23 protein-coding genes are annotated in these 16370 nt (G+C 47.6%); 1 reads left to right on the forward strand and 22 read right to left on the reverse strand.

Annotated elements, in window-relative coordinates; all coding sequences use genetic code 11:
- Positions 1-2: 2 nt before the first annotated feature.
- The 11 genes from SY83_RS23365 to mtrB all read right to left on the reverse strand — a co-directional run bounded on the left by SY83_RS23365 (position 3) and on the right by mtrB (position 7632).
- Positions 3-167: a hypothetical protein gene (locus SY83_RS23365; RefSeq protein WP_197479889.1), complete on the reverse strand. Its 165-nt coding sequence runs from the start codon at positions 165-167 to the stop codon at positions 3-5.
- Between the two features lie 75 nt (positions 168-242).
- Complete coding sequence (locus tag SY83_RS18535; protein ID WP_068609231.1) at positions 243-1019, reverse strand: CheR family methyltransferase; 777 nt, start codon at positions 1017-1019, stop codon at positions 243-245.
- 96 nt (positions 1020-1115) lie between these two features.
- The gene (gene ndk, locus SY83_RS18540; RefSeq protein WP_068609234.1) at positions 1116-1559 is read right to left on the reverse strand and encodes a nucleoside-diphosphate kinase; all 444 of its coding nucleotides are present in this window, start codon (positions 1557-1559) and stop codon (positions 1116-1118) included.
- Between the two features lie 104 nt (positions 1560-1663).
- Positions 1664-2638, reverse strand: coding sequence for a heptaprenyl diphosphate synthase component II (hepT, locus tag SY83_RS18545; RefSeq protein ID WP_068609236.1), 975 nt, complete (start codon positions 2636-2638; stop codon positions 1664-1666).
- On the reverse strand, positions 2635-3495 hold the full coding sequence (locus tag SY83_RS18550) for a menaquinone biosynthetic enzyme MqnA/MqnD family protein (protein ID WP_068609237.1): 861 nt from the start codon (positions 3493-3495) through the stop codon (positions 2635-2637). The genes hepT and SY83_RS18550 overlap by 4 nt, the downstream gene beginning before the upstream one ends.
- Positions 3482-4066 (reverse strand): UbiX family flavin prenyltransferase, encoded by a 585-nt coding sequence (locus tag SY83_RS18555; RefSeq protein WP_068611191.1) that lies wholly within the window; start codon positions 4064-4066, stop codon positions 3482-3484. The genes SY83_RS18550 and SY83_RS18555 overlap by 14 nt, the downstream gene beginning before the upstream one ends.
- Positions 4067-4159: 93 nt before the next feature.
- Positions 4160-5026 carry a UbiA-like polyprenyltransferase gene (locus tag SY83_RS18560; protein ID WP_068609239.1) on the reverse strand — a complete coding sequence of 289 codons (867 nt, stop codon included), beginning with the start codon at positions 5024-5026 and terminating at the stop codon, positions 4160-4162.
- Positions 5023-5754, reverse strand: coding sequence for a demethylmenaquinone methyltransferase (locus SY83_RS18565; protein WP_231891295.1), 732 nt, complete (start codon positions 5752-5754; stop codon positions 5023-5025). Before SY83_RS18565 ends, SY83_RS18560 begins: the two co-directional genes overlap by 4 nt.
- Position 5755: 1 nt before the next feature.
- Complete coding sequence (locus SY83_RS18570) at positions 5756-6622, reverse strand: heptaprenyl diphosphate synthase component 1 (protein WP_068609241.1); 867 nt, start codon at positions 6620-6622, stop codon at positions 5756-5758.
- A 156-nt stretch (positions 6623-6778) separates the two neighbouring features.
- Positions 6779-7342, reverse strand: coding sequence for a hypothetical protein (locus tag SY83_RS18575; RefSeq protein WP_068609243.1), 564 nt, complete (start codon positions 7340-7342; stop codon positions 6779-6781).
- Between the two features lie 68 nt (positions 7343-7410).
- Positions 7411-7632 carry a trp RNA-binding attenuation protein MtrB gene (gene mtrB / locus SY83_RS18580; RefSeq protein ID WP_068609245.1) on the reverse strand — a complete coding sequence of 74 codons (222 nt, stop codon included), beginning with the start codon at positions 7630-7632 and terminating at the stop codon, positions 7411-7413.
- 223 nt (positions 7633-7855) lie between these two features.
- Between mtrB and SY83_RS18585 the strand changes: the two genes are divergently transcribed.
- Entirely contained in the window at positions 7856-8146 is a 291-nt protein-coding gene (locus tag SY83_RS18585; RefSeq protein WP_068609247.1) for a DUF3817 domain-containing protein, read from the forward strand.
- A gap of 132 nt (positions 8147-8278) precedes the next feature.
- On the opposite strand, the gene SY83_RS18590 is transcribed toward SY83_RS18585, so the two are convergent.
- The 11 genes from SY83_RS18590 to der form a co-directional block, all read right to left on the reverse strand.
- Positions 8279-8551: an HU family DNA-binding protein gene (locus tag SY83_RS18590; protein ID WP_068609249.1), complete on the reverse strand. Its 273-nt coding sequence runs from the start codon at positions 8549-8551 to the stop codon at positions 8279-8281.
- Positions 8552-8874: 323 nt separating this feature from the next.
- The gene (gene spoIVA, locus SY83_RS18595) at positions 8875-10353 is read right to left on the reverse strand and encodes a stage IV sporulation protein A (RefSeq protein ID WP_068609251.1); all 1479 of its coding nucleotides are present in this window, start codon (positions 10351-10353) and stop codon (positions 8875-8877) included.
- Between the two features lie 307 nt (positions 10354-10660).
- Positions 10661-11392: a hypothetical protein gene (locus SY83_RS18600; protein WP_231891296.1), complete on the reverse strand. Its 732-nt coding sequence runs from the start codon at positions 11390-11392 to the stop codon at positions 10661-10663.
- A 52-nt stretch (positions 11393-11444) separates the two neighbouring features.
- Positions 11445-11786, reverse strand: a complete 342-nt coding sequence (locus tag SY83_RS18605; RefSeq protein ID WP_068609253.1) for a 2Fe-2S iron-sulfur cluster-binding protein — start codon at positions 11784-11786, stop codon at positions 11445-11447.
- Positions 11787-11801: 15 nt separating this feature from the next.
- Positions 11802-12407, reverse strand: coding sequence for a nucleotidyltransferase family protein (locus tag SY83_RS18610; RefSeq protein WP_068609255.1), 606 nt, complete (start codon positions 12405-12407; stop codon positions 11802-11804).
- Positions 12408-12417: 10 nt separating this feature from the next.
- A complete protein-coding gene (locus SY83_RS18615; protein ID WP_068609257.1) occupies positions 12418-12711 on the reverse strand; it encodes a 2Fe-2S iron-sulfur cluster-binding protein in 294 nt (97 codons plus the stop codon).
- Between the two features lie 15 nt (positions 12712-12726).
- The gene (locus SY83_RS18620) at positions 12727-12912 is read right to left on the reverse strand and encodes a DUF2768 family protein (protein WP_231891297.1); all 186 of its coding nucleotides are present in this window, start codon (positions 12910-12912) and stop codon (positions 12727-12729) included.
- A gap of 107 nt (positions 12913-13019) precedes the next feature.
- Positions 13020-13283: a stage VI sporulation protein F gene (locus SY83_RS18625; RefSeq protein WP_068611195.1), complete on the reverse strand. Its 264-nt coding sequence runs from the start codon at positions 13281-13283 to the stop codon at positions 13020-13022.
- Positions 13284-13361: 78 nt separating this feature from the next.
- The gene (locus tag SY83_RS18630) at positions 13362-14417 is read right to left on the reverse strand and encodes an NAD(P)H-dependent glycerol-3-phosphate dehydrogenase (protein ID WP_407944598.1); all 1056 of its coding nucleotides are present in this window, start codon (positions 14415-14417) and stop codon (positions 13362-13364) included.
- Positions 14418-14434: 17 nt separating this feature from the next.
- Positions 14435-15031: a glycerol-3-phosphate 1-O-acyltransferase PlsY gene (gene plsY / locus SY83_RS18635; protein WP_068609259.1), complete on the reverse strand. Its 597-nt coding sequence runs from the start codon at positions 15029-15031 to the stop codon at positions 14435-14437.
- A gap of 11 nt (positions 15032-15042) precedes the next feature.
- Positions 15043-16365, reverse strand: coding sequence for a ribosome biogenesis GTPase Der (der, locus tag SY83_RS18640; RefSeq protein WP_068609261.1), 1323 nt, complete (start codon positions 16363-16365; stop codon positions 15043-15045).
- Positions 16366-16370 lie beyond the last annotated feature (5 nt).

Below are 16370 nucleotides of genomic sequence, written 5' to 3' on the forward strand. Positions count from 1 at the left end.
ATTTAAGTGTTTACCGGCAGCTTGCGGGTCGAAGTTTCTTCCGGCTGAAGCTTGGGATCATTGACCAAACCTAGCATCTGCGCCGTATCGACACCCAGAATTTGCGAGCATTCCTGTATTGTTATAAACCCCCGCCGGTAGGCGGCTATTACTTTTCGTTTATCCACTTCGGTTAAACCTCCAGGCCATCGTAGTATGTGCCCATAGTATGGGTAACACTGGAAACGACTATACGCCATAGGCTACATTTTGCGATAAAAAAAAGTATCCGCCGACTCTAACCCGTATTGCGCAGGTGTGAAGATCTGCTCCGTGCTGCCGACAAATAGAATACCGCCAGGCTTAAGCGCCTCTGCAAATTTATGATAGAGCAGGTTCTTCGCCTCTTCCGTAAAATAAATCATCACATTTCGACAAATAATCAGGTCAAAATTACGGTCGAACGGATCCGTCAGTAAATTTCCCTTCTGAAATTGTACCGCCTTCTTCAGTTCATTCGAAACTTGGTACATCTGGCCCTCTTCGCTAAAATAGGTTTTTACGTATTCCGCAGGCACATCGCGTAACGATCTGTCCAGATAGCGTCCCGCCTTCGCCTTTTCCAAGGCGTTATCGTCCAGGTCCGTCGCCAACAAGTGTGCTTGAGCGAGCCATTGTCGTTTCGCCAATATCATAGCAAGCGAATAAGGTTCTTCTCCTGTAGAGCAGGCCGCGCTCCAGCATTTCAATTTGGCATTTTCTTTGACCATTTCAGGAAGAAACCGTTGCTGCAGTATTTCCCATCGATTGGGATTGCGCCAAAATTCCGATACATTAATCGTCATTCGATCCAAAAATTCGTGCATGAGCTTCTTGTCTTTCATGATCGCTTCATAAAAAGAAGCAAAGGTGTCATACCCGTTCTTCATTCTTAATGTCGTCAACCGTCTCTTCATCTGTGCTTCTTTATATTGTGAAAGATCGATCGTGGTGCTTTCCTTCACTTTACGCACGAAGAAGAGGAAATCCTGATCTTCCATGATGTTAACCCCCGCTACGTTTCTAACCCATAAAAATACCCCTAACTATATTTCTATAGTTAAGGGTATTCTCCTTCTTATACCAATATAAATCTATTAAATCCACTGCGCATTTGCTTTATCGTATGAGAACAGCTCATCCGGTCCGAAGAAATTGCCGATTTCGCGCTCTGCGCTTTCCGGCGCATCGGAGCCGTGAATAATATTTAAGTTTGTATGTACCGCATAATCTCCGCGAATCGTCCCTGGCTGTGCATCCAACGAATTCGTCTTGCCAATCATCGTACGGGAAAGCGCGATGACGTTATCCCCTTCCCAGACCATACCGAATACCGGACCGGAAGTGATAAATTCTACAAGGCTGTTAAAGAAAGGCTTACCTTGATGCTCTTCGTAATGAAACTCAGCCTTCTCCTTGGTGATTACCATGAACTTGGCTCCTACCAATTGAAAACCTTTTTGCTCAAAACGCTTAACAACTTCGCCAATCAGCCCGCGCTGTACACCATCGGGTTTAACCATTAAGAACGTTCTTTCCATTGCAAAGTCCTCCAATTATTACTCAAGTATGTGTAAATTATGATGTGCGGCATTAATGTAAGCCCATTCATTACAATATCATATCTGAGTTAACTCGTATAGACTTAATGTAAACGTTTCCCGATAAAGTGCGCTATATCGACAAAATTCTTCTTGGTTTTGCTTTCTGGCAGAGCATCCAATGCGGCAATCGCTTTATTAATAAACTGTGTCGCCAACTTGTCCGCTCGTTCCACACCGTCGCTTCGCCGAATGAGCTGAATCACTTTGTATGTATCCGCCTGCCCTTCCGCTTCTCGGATATGACGAATTTCCTCCAGCAATGCCGGGGCGAGATCCGGATTTTCCAATGCCAACAGAACCGGCAATGTAATATTACCTTGCCTCATATCGCTTCCTGGCGGTTTGCCCAACTGCTTCTCCGTTCCGAGCAAGTCTAGGATATCATCGCGAATCTGAAAAGCCATGCCTGCATTATAACCAAATTTATACATAATTCGGGCGGACTCCTCTGAAGCTTCAGATGCGATCGCTCCTAGTTGACAAGAGACTGCGATTAGCAAAGCCGTCTTGCGCCGAATGCGTAACAGGTAGTTTCGCACCGTTTGGGAGGTGTTGAAGAAGTCGCGGATTTGCTCCATTTCACCGATACACATATCCAGCATAGCCTTGGATAAAATGCGGTGAATCTGCGGATTGTCCAGTTGGGTTACAATGGTCAGCGCCTTGGCATAAATGTAATCCCCTGTATACATAGCCACTCGGTTGTCCCACTTTGACTTCACAGTCAATTGACCGCGACGGGTATTGGCATTGTCAATCACATCATCGTGCACCAACGAAGCCATGTGGATGAGTTCAAGCGGAACCGCCACACGCTGCAGCCGTTCCAAATCATAACGGCCGAGTTCCCCGGCCAATAAGACAAAAACAGGCCGAATCCGTTTACCGCCAGCTTTCAGAAGATGGAGAGAAGCCTCGTTCAGTACGGCATGCTCCGTATCGATGCTCCGCTCCAGTTCCTTCTCAATATATTGAATGTCACTTCTTAAACGGGCATAAATATCAATTAATTTCATGAGTTCACCTGTACCACCGTATTGTTCGACCAGATCCGCAAAGGAATCGTTCTCTGGATCAGGCCCAGTTCTTTGGCATATTCGAAGTATAATTGTAAACCATTCCATTGCGATTGTCCAAAGTCGTAGTTCAAGCCGCTGAAATACCGATTCCAGAAGTTCTCCGTACCGCCTATACGGAGACAAGCTTCCTTCGTAACAGGGCCCAAATCCGCCATGCTGCGTTGTTTAGACCGTTGGAAGGCCTCGTAAATGGCGCGGACGGTTTCCGGCCGATCTTCGGCATAAGCGCGGCGCACTGCCCATACCGCGAAAGTCATTCCCAGTCCCGTATGTTCCTTCCATGCCTGACCTAAATCCATAACTTCGTAAGGATGTTCGGACCACGCCGCTCGGATGGCGTCATCGCCGATTAATAATGCCGCATCCGCTTCTTTCAACATCGATTCCAGATCGGGTGCCGCCGTTATGTAACGAGGCTTGCCTCCGAGAAATTTCTCCATGATGATTCGAAGCAGATTAACAGACGTGGCTGATGCGGTAGTAAATGCAATGGAACCGTTACGAACTTCATTCAGGCTTTTCTTCATAAAGAGAAAGATGGAACCTACTTTACCGTTGCTGCTGACAGATAGATCGGGCAACAAAACGTATCGTTCATCATTTAAACCATAGGCAAACGATGAAATTGCGCTCACATCCAACAATCCCTCCGAAAGCGAATGATTAAGTTCGGAAGGCACTTTGGAGATCAATTCTATTCGCTCGCCGGAAGTTTCTTGTTGCAGATGATAAAAAATCGGCCAGGCATTGGTATATTGAATGCGGCCGATTCGAATCGGATCATGTTGTTTCATCTTCGGTTGCTCCCCATCTTCTGTACAGTTCATGCTCAACTCTCATTGCGTCCAACACTTTGCCCGCCATGAAATTCACCATGTCCTGAAGCGACTGCGGACCGTGGTAAAACGCAGGCATCGCCGGAATCAACCTGGCCCCGAGCTGCGTCAGCTTCAGCATGTTTTCCAGGTGAACCGCGTGCAGAGGCGTTTCCCGAGGGACGAGGAGCAACGGACGCGCTTCTTTAAGCATGACATCCGCCGCCCGCTCCAGTAGGTTATCCGACAAACCGTTCGCTACAGCGGCCAGCGTCCCCATGGAACAAGGCACAATCACCATGCCCTCGGTTCGGAAAGAACCGCTGGCAATCCCCGCACCGATATCGGACATCGGATGATGCTTCAGCTTCCCCGGATAGCCTCCGAAGTGTTCCTCCAAAGTAGCAGGTCTGCGAGTTGCATCCCAGCCCTGCTCTTCCTTGAGCACTCTCCAGCCCGCCTCTGTAACCAGCAGATGAACAGTAAATCCTTGCGATAGCAAAGACTGTACAATGGTGATTCCGTAAGGTGCCCCGCTGGCCCCGCTCATACCGACAATCCAACGCTTACCTGCTCCGGGCAAATCAACCGTCGTTGTTGCCTTTACCTGTTTCGTATAAACTTCAAATGCATTGCCGTCCATTTAAGCCACCGCCAAATCAATGAAGGTGAACACAAACATGACAATGCTAAGCGTACCGTTCAGAGTAAAGAAAGCCATATTTAGTCTGGATAAATTTCCAGGCGTAACGATCCGGTGTTCATAGAACAATAGGCCGATGGAAATGACTGCCCCCGCTAAATACCACCAACTCAAATCGGTAATGAAATAAAGTGCCAACAAACCGAATGCCGGAATCAAATGCAGACAACGCGCAATCAACAAGGCGTTAGCCACACCGAAACGGCTGGGAATCGAATGTAACTTCTCTTCCTTGTCGTAATCCGCGTCCTGACAGGCATAGATTACATCGAAGCCAGCCGTCCAGAATGCGACGGATACATACAATAGGATGGCCACACCGTTAATCTGACCTGTAACAGCCACCCAACCGCCGAGAGGAGCCAGAGCAATCGTGAAGCCAAGAACAACATGGCACCACCATGTAAATCTCTTCGTATACGAATAAATGACAAGCATAAATACGGCAATAGGCAACAACGTCACAGACAATGAATTGAGCTGAGACGCTCCGATAAAGAGCAATATGAACGATACAGCGATGAAGACAATAACTTCTTTGGATTCCAGAAGACCTGCAGGAATGGCTCTCATGGCCGTTCTCGGATTCTTCTTGTCAATCGTCCTGTCAATGAAGCGATTCAATCCCATAGCCGCGCTCCGCGCTCCGAACATCGCCATAATAATCCAACCGATCTGTGCCCAAGACGGGAGATGGCCGTTAATTACGACGGAGCCCAGCAGAGATCCCATGAAAGCAAACGGGAGCGCGAAGAGGGTATGTTCGAATTTAATCATTTCCAGGAATATTCCGATTTTGCGAATCATCGCGCCGCACTCCTCTTCGTACCGATATGAAGCGCAGCAATACCAAGAGTTAACGGATACGCCTCGACCTGGGTTAAGCCGATATCCGAAAATTGCTTCTTCAGTTGGACATGATCCGGAAACACGGCAAGGGACTCCGGTAACCAACGATATTGTTCATATCGTTTGGCGACCAGCTTGCCAAGAAGAGGCAGAACCTTCTGGAAATAGAAATAATAAGTGCTCTTGAAAGGTTCTTTCGCCGGCTTGGACAATTCCAGACAAACCACTTTGCCGCCAGGCTTTACAACCCGTTGCATTTCCTTCAATACCTGAACAAGATCAGGCACATTGCGAAGTCCGAAGCCGATGGTGACGTAGTCAAAGCTGTTGTCTTCGAAAGGCAGTTCCATCGCATTTCCTTGAACCAGAGTAATCTGTTCATCAAGATTAGCTTCCCGTACTTTCAACCGGCCGACGTTCAGCATATTGTTGCTAAAGTCGAGCCCTGTCATAGGACCGTTTCGGCTTTCCCGGGCCATCGCGATCGTCCAGTCGCAAGTGCCGCAGCACAGATCAAGCGCCGTGCTTCCGGGCTTCATCGCCATCTTGTTCATTGTAAACCTTCTCCAAGCCTTATGCCTTCTAAAGCTGATCAAATCATTCATCATATCGTACTTGGGCGCGATGCTTTCAAATACCGAATGTACGAACTGTTCCTTCTGTTTCCCTTCCAAGTTGACCTTCACCTCAAATTTCCTCCACAACCAGGGAGGCTGAATAACGTTTATATGAGTCGCCTATTTGCGCCAAGTCTCTGCGGAGTCTATCCGAATCCAATTGGCCCGCAAGCGCGGCGGCTTGCTGAAGCTGCTGATTTAACATATCCTTCAGAATACCCCGGACATTATACTTCAGGACATATGTGCTCCACTTCGTCTTGTCAACGGCTCCGTCTCTCAGCAAGCTCTTCTCTCCGTCCGTAGCCTTGTTCCATATATGCCAGAACACCCAGCTGCTCCTCGATGGCTCATGAGATTCGCTGAAATGTAATTCCTCTACAATTAACTCGCACTTCGTGACAATACTGAGGAGCTCAGGCCAGGCTTTGGCAGTCACCCCGTCCATAAATTTAGAGAAAATTAGGAACAATTGCGTCTTAATACTGACTTTCTGCTGCAGATATTCATCCGCGTTCAGCTTAAGCTGGTTCATTCTAAGGTATAAGTGCATTTTCATGCGATTAATTTCACATATTGCTCCCGAGAGCAACGTAATCATTTCAATCTGACCGGCTTTAGACAGAATGTGATAGAACCCGCTGCTGAAGTAGTCGCCCGCAAGCACTTTCAGCTGTCTCGAACGGTCCGCATTGTTCCTTGCCGCATCCGAATGTTCTTGGTTATCGATCATATCGTGGGTATCCATTCCCAGTTGAACCAGCAGCGTCGCAAGAGACAAGGCATCGCTGTCATGAGAAGTCCGGGGATGAGTCTCGAGCACGGTATGTAATAATCGAATTCGGGAATCCGGAAGTTCAGGAAGGTCCGTATGCTTCTGGATCATATCGTGTTCTGTGTATTTTCTGGCTAATTCCGGAATCCGGTACGTATTCATTAGAAGCCTCCGACCCTTTCAAGAAATTACAACATATCTAAACAATTATAACATAATCAAAACAAACAAGCACAACTTTCAGAGGATACTCCCAACCTTGTTCAGGCGGAACCGCATCATCCTTAATTGTGCCTGAAACGAAGATATGGATCACACTTACCTCACGGCAGCTTCATACCATTGGTCGGTAAACACCATTTTGAACTTCTTGATGCTTTGCGGATCCACCTTGCCTTCACTGCGTCTTAACTGAATAATATCCTCCGCTGTAATCTCGCCCCGCCGCGCATCCACTGCCAGCAATAACTGCTCCTGAGAATGCGTCCTGCTTCCAGCTTCTGCTTGTTCCATCGGAGCTTCATTGACACGCAACATGACCTCTTTCACATTCTCTGTGCCGAACAGGCTGAATTCCGCAATTTCGTACAGATCATCCAGGATTCGGGGATGCGGCGCCGGGTCATCCGCACTCATAATCAAATCAATATAAAGGACAGAGTGGTCCCAGTCCACCTTATCCATACGTAAATGCAACGGAATCCGGGAAAGATAGTCCACTAGGTTTTCATCAGCCAGTACCACTTGTCTCTCCATGCTGAACGTTGTCATAACGCGTTCCTTTAAGGTTTGGGTCAGTTCCAGCGGCGGCAACATCGAGAGTAACCACGCTACGCCTGCAGATATGATTGTGACTAAGAAGATCCGAACCAGATAGCGCATCCAGACAACTCCCCCTTTATCACATTGTACAAAATAAAAATGCAGGCTATGCCTGCATCAACAAAAAATTATTCTTCGGTGTCAATCGTACCGTATTTCGTCATAATTACGGCTTTTCCTCTAATTTTCACGGCGGAAGTATGATCTGTAAACTGAGCGATCAGCACTTCGCCTTTATCCAATTTCTCCGTATGGTGAAACCTGGTGTCCTGCCCCCTAGTCAACCCGATCACATGCACTCCGTTGTCCTTGGCTTTCACAACAAAATAGTCTCCGTTCTTTTCTTCCATGCCCCAGCCTCCTCAGGCTAATATTCTAATATTCATATCATGCTAAAAAAAGAAGTAAGTGTCAACCTGGCATCCAAGTCGGACGAACCGGTCCAATATGGACAAAATATGGCGAACCCCGAGGACTATGGTGAATTTTTTTTGAATTTTGATGATAAACCGCATGTCCCGTTACATTCTCGATTATAATTGAAGTATATAAACTATATAGGTGGTGTTTCCAATGTCCAATACATTTTCACTACGTGCTTTTCGCCAAATTGGCATTTTTGAAGGGATTTCGTTTCTGGTGCTGTTATTTATAGCCATGCCGCTTAAATATTGGGCCGAAATGCCGCTTGCCGTTACGATTGTGGGAGGACTTCACGGATTTTTGTTTGTTCTATACCTGCTCGCGCTGGCCGTGGTCACGCTTAAATTCCGATGGTCCATCCTGCGCGTGTTCGGAGCTTTTATAGCCGCTTTTCTTCCTTTCGGAACATTCGTTCTGGAGTCCAGGCTTCGTAAAGAATAAATATCAAACATCCAATGCCGTCTGATCCCGCCCCCGGGTCAGGCGGCATTTGCTTTGGTCGGCTTTGGAGACAACAAAAAAACCGCAAATGCGGTTTCCTTGAGTTAAGCCATGTATGATATGTACAATGGTTTAGTTAATTCCGTCCTTAAGCGCTTTACCTGGTTTGAAAGCAGGTACTTTGCTTGCCGGGATCTCGATTTCTTCACCCGTTTGCGGGTTGCGTCCCTTACGAGCGGAACGTTCACGAACTTCGAAGTTACCGAAACCTACGAGTTGTACTTTGTCTCCGCCTTGTAATGCTTCGGAAATTGCTTCAAACACAGCATCTACCGCTTTAGTTACGTCCTTCTTGGAGAGTTCAGTTGTTTCAGAAACTTTAGCGACCAATTCAGATTTATTCATGCCATTCACCTCCCCCCGTAATGTGATGTCGTTATCATTCTGTGTTGCCGATTTACCCGAAATTATACATTGAAACAGTATATTTTCCTTATATACCGCCATTTTTCCACTTCGGAAGGAACAGATTTATAGTATAACAGCAGAAAGACAATTTCAAGTGTCTCAGTTGATATTTTACCCTCAATTAACGAAAATGACCTTTTCTTGCCGTTTTCCCGCCATAATCACAGCCTAAACCATGGAAATATCCCTACTTTTCATTCAAAATAAGGAAACAAAAAAGACATCCAAATCCTCCATAGGATCTGGATGTCTTCATAAATTTACAGAATAATGGCGATCAAACCGCCGGAGCCTTCATTGATAATACGACCCAACGTCTCCTGAAGTTTATAACGCGCGTTGTCCGGCATAAGGGCGATTTTGCCTTGGATGCCCTCCCGAACGATGGAGTGCAGCGAGCGTCCGAAGATGTCGGATTCCCAAATCTTGATCGGATCATTCTCGAAGTCCTGCATCAGATAGCGCACTAACTCTTCACTTTGCTTCTCGGTTCCGATAATCGGCGCGAACTCCGACTCCACATCAACGCGTATCATGTGAATGGAAGGCGCTGTGGCCTTCAGCCGCACACCGAACCGGGATCCTTGACGAATCAGTTCCGGCTCGTCTAGAGCCATTTCAGCAAGCGAAGGAGCAGCGATTCCGTAGCCGGTCGTCTTGACCATCTCCAACGCCTCTGCGAAGCGGTCGTATTCGCGCTTCGCGTGACTGAATTCCTGCATGAGCTGCAGCAGGTGATCTTTGCCGCGAATTTCAACGCCAACGACTTCCATTAGAATTTGGTCGTAAAGTTCGTCCGGCGCGTACAGGTCGATTTCAGCGACGCCCTGGCCCATGTTCATGCCGCTCAAGCCGGCTCGTGAAATAAATTCATATTCCGCGAACTGCTCGACGACATGATCCACATCACGCAGACGGCGAATATCTTTCACCGTATCACGTACTGAATCTTCAAAGTGTGTGCGCAGCCAGTGATTCTCATCCAGCACCATCACCCAGCTAGGCAGATTCACATTGACTTCATGTACCGGGAACTCGTAAAGCACCTCGCGCAGTACGGATAACCCTTCTTCCTCCGTCATTTGCGCCGCGCTCATCGTCATAACCGGAATATCGTATTTCTCCGCAAGCTCGTTACGTAATTGCAGCGCTTCTTCGCTGCGAGGTTTGGTAGAGTTGATAATGAGTACGAACGGTTTGCCGACTTCCTTCAACTCGGCAATGACCCTCTCCTCGGATTCAACGTAAGAGTACCGAGGAATTTCCGCAATAGTCCCGTCCGTTGTAACGACTACACCCAATGTGGAGTGTTCTTGAATGACTTTGCGCGTGCCGATTTCAGCAGCTTCTTGAAACGGAATCGCCTCGTCGAACCACGGCGTGGATATCATCCGGGGACCATTCTCGTCTTCGTACCCTTTAGCGCCATCTACAGCATAACCAACACAATCCACAAGGCGCACATTCACTTCCAAGCCTTCAGCTACACGGATTTGCACCGCATTGTTCGGAACGAATTTCGGCTCCGTTGTCATAATCGTACGGCCTGCGGCACTTTGCGGAAGCTCGTCGATGGCTCTTACCCGATCCGCCTCGCTTTGTATGCTGGGCAGAACGACCGTTTCCATGAATCTTTTGATAAAGGTCGATTTCCCTGTACGCACGGCGCCGACGACTCCCAGATATATATCCCCACCAGTGCGTTCTGCGATGTCCTTAAAAATATCCACTTTTTCCAATGAGATTCCCTCCTAAAAGGATTTTGAAATGATGCAGGTGTCGCCATGCTCCCTATGTACAGGGGCAATCGCCATTGACGTTAACCGTCAGTAACGGAACTCGTACATTCATTTGGACTAGTAAAAGCATATGTATAAAGCCCATGAATATGACTAGTATTTTCTCTCCCTCTCCTAAATTATTGTTTTTGACAAAAGTAGAGATAGAGAACTTACCCAAAATGAGTTATATGCCTCCGAAAGGAAGGATATACCCTAAAATAAAAAAATCCCCGCCTGCCCGAAGGCAAGCAAGGATGGTTTAGGTTTATTTTGACGCCACTTTAGGCTCGTTATCCTGCCAATAATAGGGATATGACTTCAGAGGGACGAAAGGGGTCGTCGAAGCAAGTTGCGCACGTAAATCTTCCCCCGCTGACGGTTTCAAGTTCCCCTTGGTAATAAGTTGCATCAAGTCGGGGGCGTAATCAATAACGACTCTACCGCTCTCATGCATCATTAAGTTTAAAGTTTGACCTGTGTACATACTGACGATTTCAGGTGGTTTCCGATCCAGTTTTTTATAATCGATCCAGAAAAAAGAGTTTGCCGCCGCAGCACCTTGGGGGAGCACGCCGCCATGTTCACCGCGATAAGAATCCACCGCTTTCTGCACCTCGTTGACTTTCTGGAACGAAATCAGATCCATCAATTTTACTTCGGGCTTGGTTTCTTCGTTAATAATTAAATAATAATAAGTGCCGCCACTCTCAAATGCATTCCCGGGAATGAAGCTGATGTAGCCTCTTTTTTGCAACTGTTTAAAGTCAACCAAGTATTTCTCATACAGCGGAGTTTCCATTGTACTGTTCTGTAAAGGCAGCAGTCCCGTTTCCTTCTGATAGGTGTCTACCGCGCTCTGTACGACCGTCAAGAACTCTTTGGCTGCAGCGGGGTTCCGCTCGGCGCGGCGTTCATCAGGGTACATACAGCCTGACAGAAGTAACGTCAGAATGATTACCATCATCCCCAAGGCTGTTTTGGACATTTTCTGTGTCATCCACATAAGAACAATTATCACTTCCTTTATTCAATGGCGAATCATAGGTGCCTTACCATTCATCCTCTTGTTGTTGGCGCAACAGTTGCGCTCGGACTGCCGCTTTCAGAGGATCTTCAGGCACGTTGGCCACGCAAGCACCGGTTACTTTGGCCTGACAAGCCAGTCTCTGACCCGTCTCGGCTAAAGTACCCAGCTTCAGTGCTTCGTTGTGGTTCATACCCGCCACCCCTATACCGTCTTCCACGGTAACTTTACACATCAGACAACCCGCTTTTCCTCCGCACCGGGTACGAATATTCACCCTGGCTTTGCGGGCCGCATCCAGCAGGGTTGTGCCCGGCCGAACCTGAGCCTTGCGTCCTTCGGGCAGGAAGGTCACTTCAACAAGCATGACGTACACCCTCTCCTAATCAGGTTGAAGGCCAAGCATGGCATTCAGTTGTTGCACAACCTCCGCGTCAAGTTGGCAGAATTCCTTGATAAGTCTTAAAGATTGCAGATGTCGGGACAGATCCTCCTTCATCCGGTTAGCAATAGCAATATAGCGGTCCGGTCGATTCCGCAGTAAATTGAAAATCAGCTCATGGGAAAGAGGCATCAATGAAACTGGGTAAGCGAATATGCCCGTCTCCACGCCAATCATAGCATGCAGTAAATGCAAATTTACTGTGTATATGGAACTGCGGGACCGAACTTCAAAGTCGCCGACCAACTCGACCGTAACCCCTCCCACTATGTAATGACTAAGCTTGGAATAATACATCTCCGTACGATCCCAGACGGGAATATCCGTTGCAAAAGGGCTTAATCTATCGTAAGCGATATCCAGTTGTTTCGCATCCATATAGATATCCAGATCCCTGGGCGCCCGTCCGATGTCCACACCCTGCAACATCAAGTTAGAACTGCCACCAACAAGCCAGGGTACGTCGGCTTCGTGCATTAGTTCCGCAATTCGTTGTAGCGCCTGAAAAGCGCCCGTCTGTTGAATATCGGAATTAGAATTTTTCATGGTTGCCTCTTTAAAAGTAGGTTTTATTTACGGCTTGAATAATTCCGCTCGCTTTAACAACAGCTTGGCAACCCAAACGGTAGCCTTCATTCAGCTCATCTTCGTCCAATCGGTTCCATTCCTCATCGGTGACCTCATTTAGAAGCTCCATTCCTTCCGAGACGCGGCACCGGCATCGTGCACAGGTTCCTCGGGTACAGGAGAACCCCCAATCGATGTCATGTTTCATCGCCAAATCCAGCAGGCTTAAGCCCAGCTCTTCTTCAACATCTTTAGTAACCGTCTTGCCTGTTAAGGTAATCATCGTTATGCCTTCCTCCTACAAAATCGCGAGTATACCGTAGAAAAATCCAAATAATAACATCACGAAGGCGATCACTGACAAAATAAGCTTAATTAAACCTTTCGTTTTCACTCTGGCGAAAGTGACAATGACCGAGGCCAGTAACATCAGTCCTATCCCTAGAAAGGACATGATTTCTTTATCTGCGGAGCTCATTTCCATGTGAGGCAGCCATCCATTCCTAAAAAAGATTATAAAAAAGCCTAATCTTGATTATAGCATCCCCAAATAAAAAGAACAAAAGCCAATGGCCTTTGTTCTTGAAATTGTTACTTTTTCATCATCATCTTCATTAACGTTTCCATATTGTTCGGGTTCATCCCGCTGCTTTTCACCGCTTTGACGATTTCATTGATTGTGCTTTCCGAAACAGGCACTTTAGCCATAGCGGATACTTGCTTAATCAATTGACGCAACTGAGCTTCGTTGGATACGGTTGAAGGGCTGACACCGCTAGCCAATTTATTCACTTGGTTCGGGGAAATCGTCTTGCCGGTTTTATTTTTAATGGAATTCAGGACGTCTTTGGACATATCTTTTTTGGACAAACTACATCCCTCCTCATTAGCGTACTCCGATATCTTATGAGGGAGGGACAAATTTGGTGTAGGCTAACGCAGCCAGTTTTCTTTCGTCGCTCTGGCAATTTCTTCGATTTCATGGGTACGACCGCGGCCCATCAGGTCTTCAACCGCTAACTTGGGTGACTTACCCTTGAACAATACTTGGTAAAGCTGTTCTGTAATCGGCATCTCCACATCGTATTGCTCAGCAAGGGTATGCGCTGATTGGGTGGTTCGAACACCTTCTACAACCATCCCCATCGTCTTTAATACCTCTGCCACAGGCATGCCTTGCGCAAGCATCGAACCCGCTCTCCAGTTGCGGCTGTGTGTGCTGGTGCACGTGACAACCAGATCTCCGACTCCGGCAAGCCCCGCAAACGTTAGCGGATTGGCGCCCATAGCGGCGCCAAGACGGGCAATTTCAGCCAATCCCCGTGTAATCAACGCCGCCTTCGCATTATCGCCGAACTTCAATCCATCTGACAGACCGGCGCCTAAAGCGATAATATTTTTAAGAGCGCCGCTGACCTCCACTCCTGTAGCATCGGGATTTGTATACACCCTGAAATAAGGAGAAATAAACAAATCCTGCGCACGTTCGGCCGCTTCTTCGTTCCTGCAAGCGACCACTACGGTGGTCGGACGTTTGTTTACTACTTCTTCCGCGTGGCTGGGTCCGGACAGAACGACGATATCCTCTTCATTCCGGTTAAGTTCTTCAGCGATCACGGTACTCATCCGTTTCAGAGTATCGGTCTCAAACCCCTTGGTCGCATGAATGATTAACGTATCCTCACTCACATAGGGTTTAGCTTGGGCCGCAACTTCACGAATAACGGAAGAAGGGGCTACCAGCAGCACTGCCGTCGCTCCGGTCACGGCTTCCTCCATCGAAGTTGTGGCTCGCAAGTTCACGGGCAGCTGTGCATCCGGCAGATACTTATGATTGGTGTGTCTGGTATTAATTTCATTCACTTGTTCCGCATTCCGTGACCAGAGCGATACGTTCATGCTGTTATCAGCCAACACGGATGCAAGGGCTGTGCCCCAGCTGCCCGCAACCAATACGGCTACTTTGTGAGGTGTTGTCGTCATCATCATCTTATGTACCTCCTGTATTACTTGTTGGAAGCGCCAAGCTTATTTTCTTTGCCCTGCAACAGCTTTGAGATATTGGTCCGGTGTTTATAGAATGCGAACACACCGATAACGATACTTGCAATCAAGATTTCCATCGGCCGGCCTAATAAAATAATAAATAATGGAAGAAGGGCGGCGAACACGAGCGAGCCTAAGGAAACGTAACGAGTAAGAGCAATAAGCGACAAAGCAATAATACCGGCGAATAAGCTTGGCATAAAGCATAATGTAGCCATGACACCAATCGTCGTGGCTATCCCTTTACCTCCGCGAAATCCGAAAAAAACCGGCCAGTTATGGCCGATAATGACTGCTAGACCGCAAAGAACGTGAATCGAGATGACATCAGGCTCTACAGCCCTCGCTATCCAAATCGCGCCGATCCCTTTCAGAATATCCAGGGCCAATACGAGAATCGCAGGCCCTTTTCCCAGAACCCGCAACGTATTGGTAGCACCGGCGTTACCGCTGCCGTGCTGTCTGATGTCAATTCCCTTAAACGCTTTGGCAAAAATAAAACTAAAACTTACCGAACCCAGCAAATAGCATGCAACGATCAAAAGCAAGTTCAGCAATTCCTTCTCCCCTATTCACTCTCGGATTTCCGGCGTGTAAGCAGACGCACCGGGGTTCCTTCAAAGTCGAATGCCGCGCGGATCTTGTTCTCCAGATAACGTTCATATGAGAAGTGCATGAGCTCCGGCTCATTGACGAAGAAGATAAATGTCGGCGGCTTAACGGATACTTGGGTCGCGTAGCTGATTTTTAGACGCTTACCTTTATCCGACGGCGGCGGATTAATCGCTACAGCGTCCAGTATAACGTCATTAAGCACATGGGTTTGAATGCGAAGCGCGTGTTGTTCCGATACATGATTAACGACCGGAAGCAACTTCTGCAGACGATGTTTGGTCAGGGCAGACAAGAACACAATCGGTGCGTAGGTCATATACAAGAAATGATCCCGAATCTTCTGTGTGAAGTTCTGCATCGTCTTCTCGTCCTTCTCAACCGCATCCCATTTGTTAATGACAAATACGGAAGCTTTACCCGCTTCATGCGCGTACCCCGCAATATGCTTATCCTGCTCGATGATTCCTTCTTCCCCATTGATGAGGACCAGTACCACATCCGCTCGCTCAATCGCTTTCATGGAACGCATAACGCTGTACTTCTCCGTGGTTTCATATACTTTGCCGCGTTTACGTATTCCCGCCGTATCAATCAACACATACTTCTGACCGTCTTTCTCAAAAGGGGTGTCAATCGCATCACGAGTAGTACCCGCAACATCGCTGACGATTACGCGTTCCTCACCCAGAATCGCATTGACTAATGATGATTTGCCCACATTCGGACGCCCGATCAAGGCGACGCGAATAACGTCTTCTCCATAATCATCGTCTTCCTTCTCGGGAAGGAGCTCCACGGCGGTATCCAATAGATCACCTATGCCGAGTCCGTGAGATCCGGAAATGCCCATCGGCGTACCGAATCCTAAGGAATAAAACTCATAAATATCTTCCTGCCGCTGAATGTTATCTACTTTATTAACAGCGACAACTACAGGTTTGCGAGAACGGAAAAGAATTTCAGCGACTTCCTGATCCGCAGGAGTTAAGCCTGCTTTGGCATCAACCATAAAGATGATAACGTCAGACTCTTCAATAGCCAGCTCTGCTTGTACACGAATCGATTTGAGAATGAAATCCTCTTCATCTATTTCAATACCGCCTGTATCTATAATACTGAACGGAGTCCCGTTCCATTCCGCTGTTCCGTAGATGCGGTCACGGGTTATTCCTGGTTTATCCTCTACGATAGCCATGCGGTCACCGATGACACGGTTGAAAATCGTTGATTTCCCCACGTTCGGACGGCCGACAATCGCGATAATCGGTCTTGCCATAATTT

The organism is Paenibacillus swuensis (genome assembly GCF_001644605.1).
GTDB lineage: Bacteria > Bacillota > Bacilli > Paenibacillales > DY6 > Paenibacillus_N > Paenibacillus_N swuensis.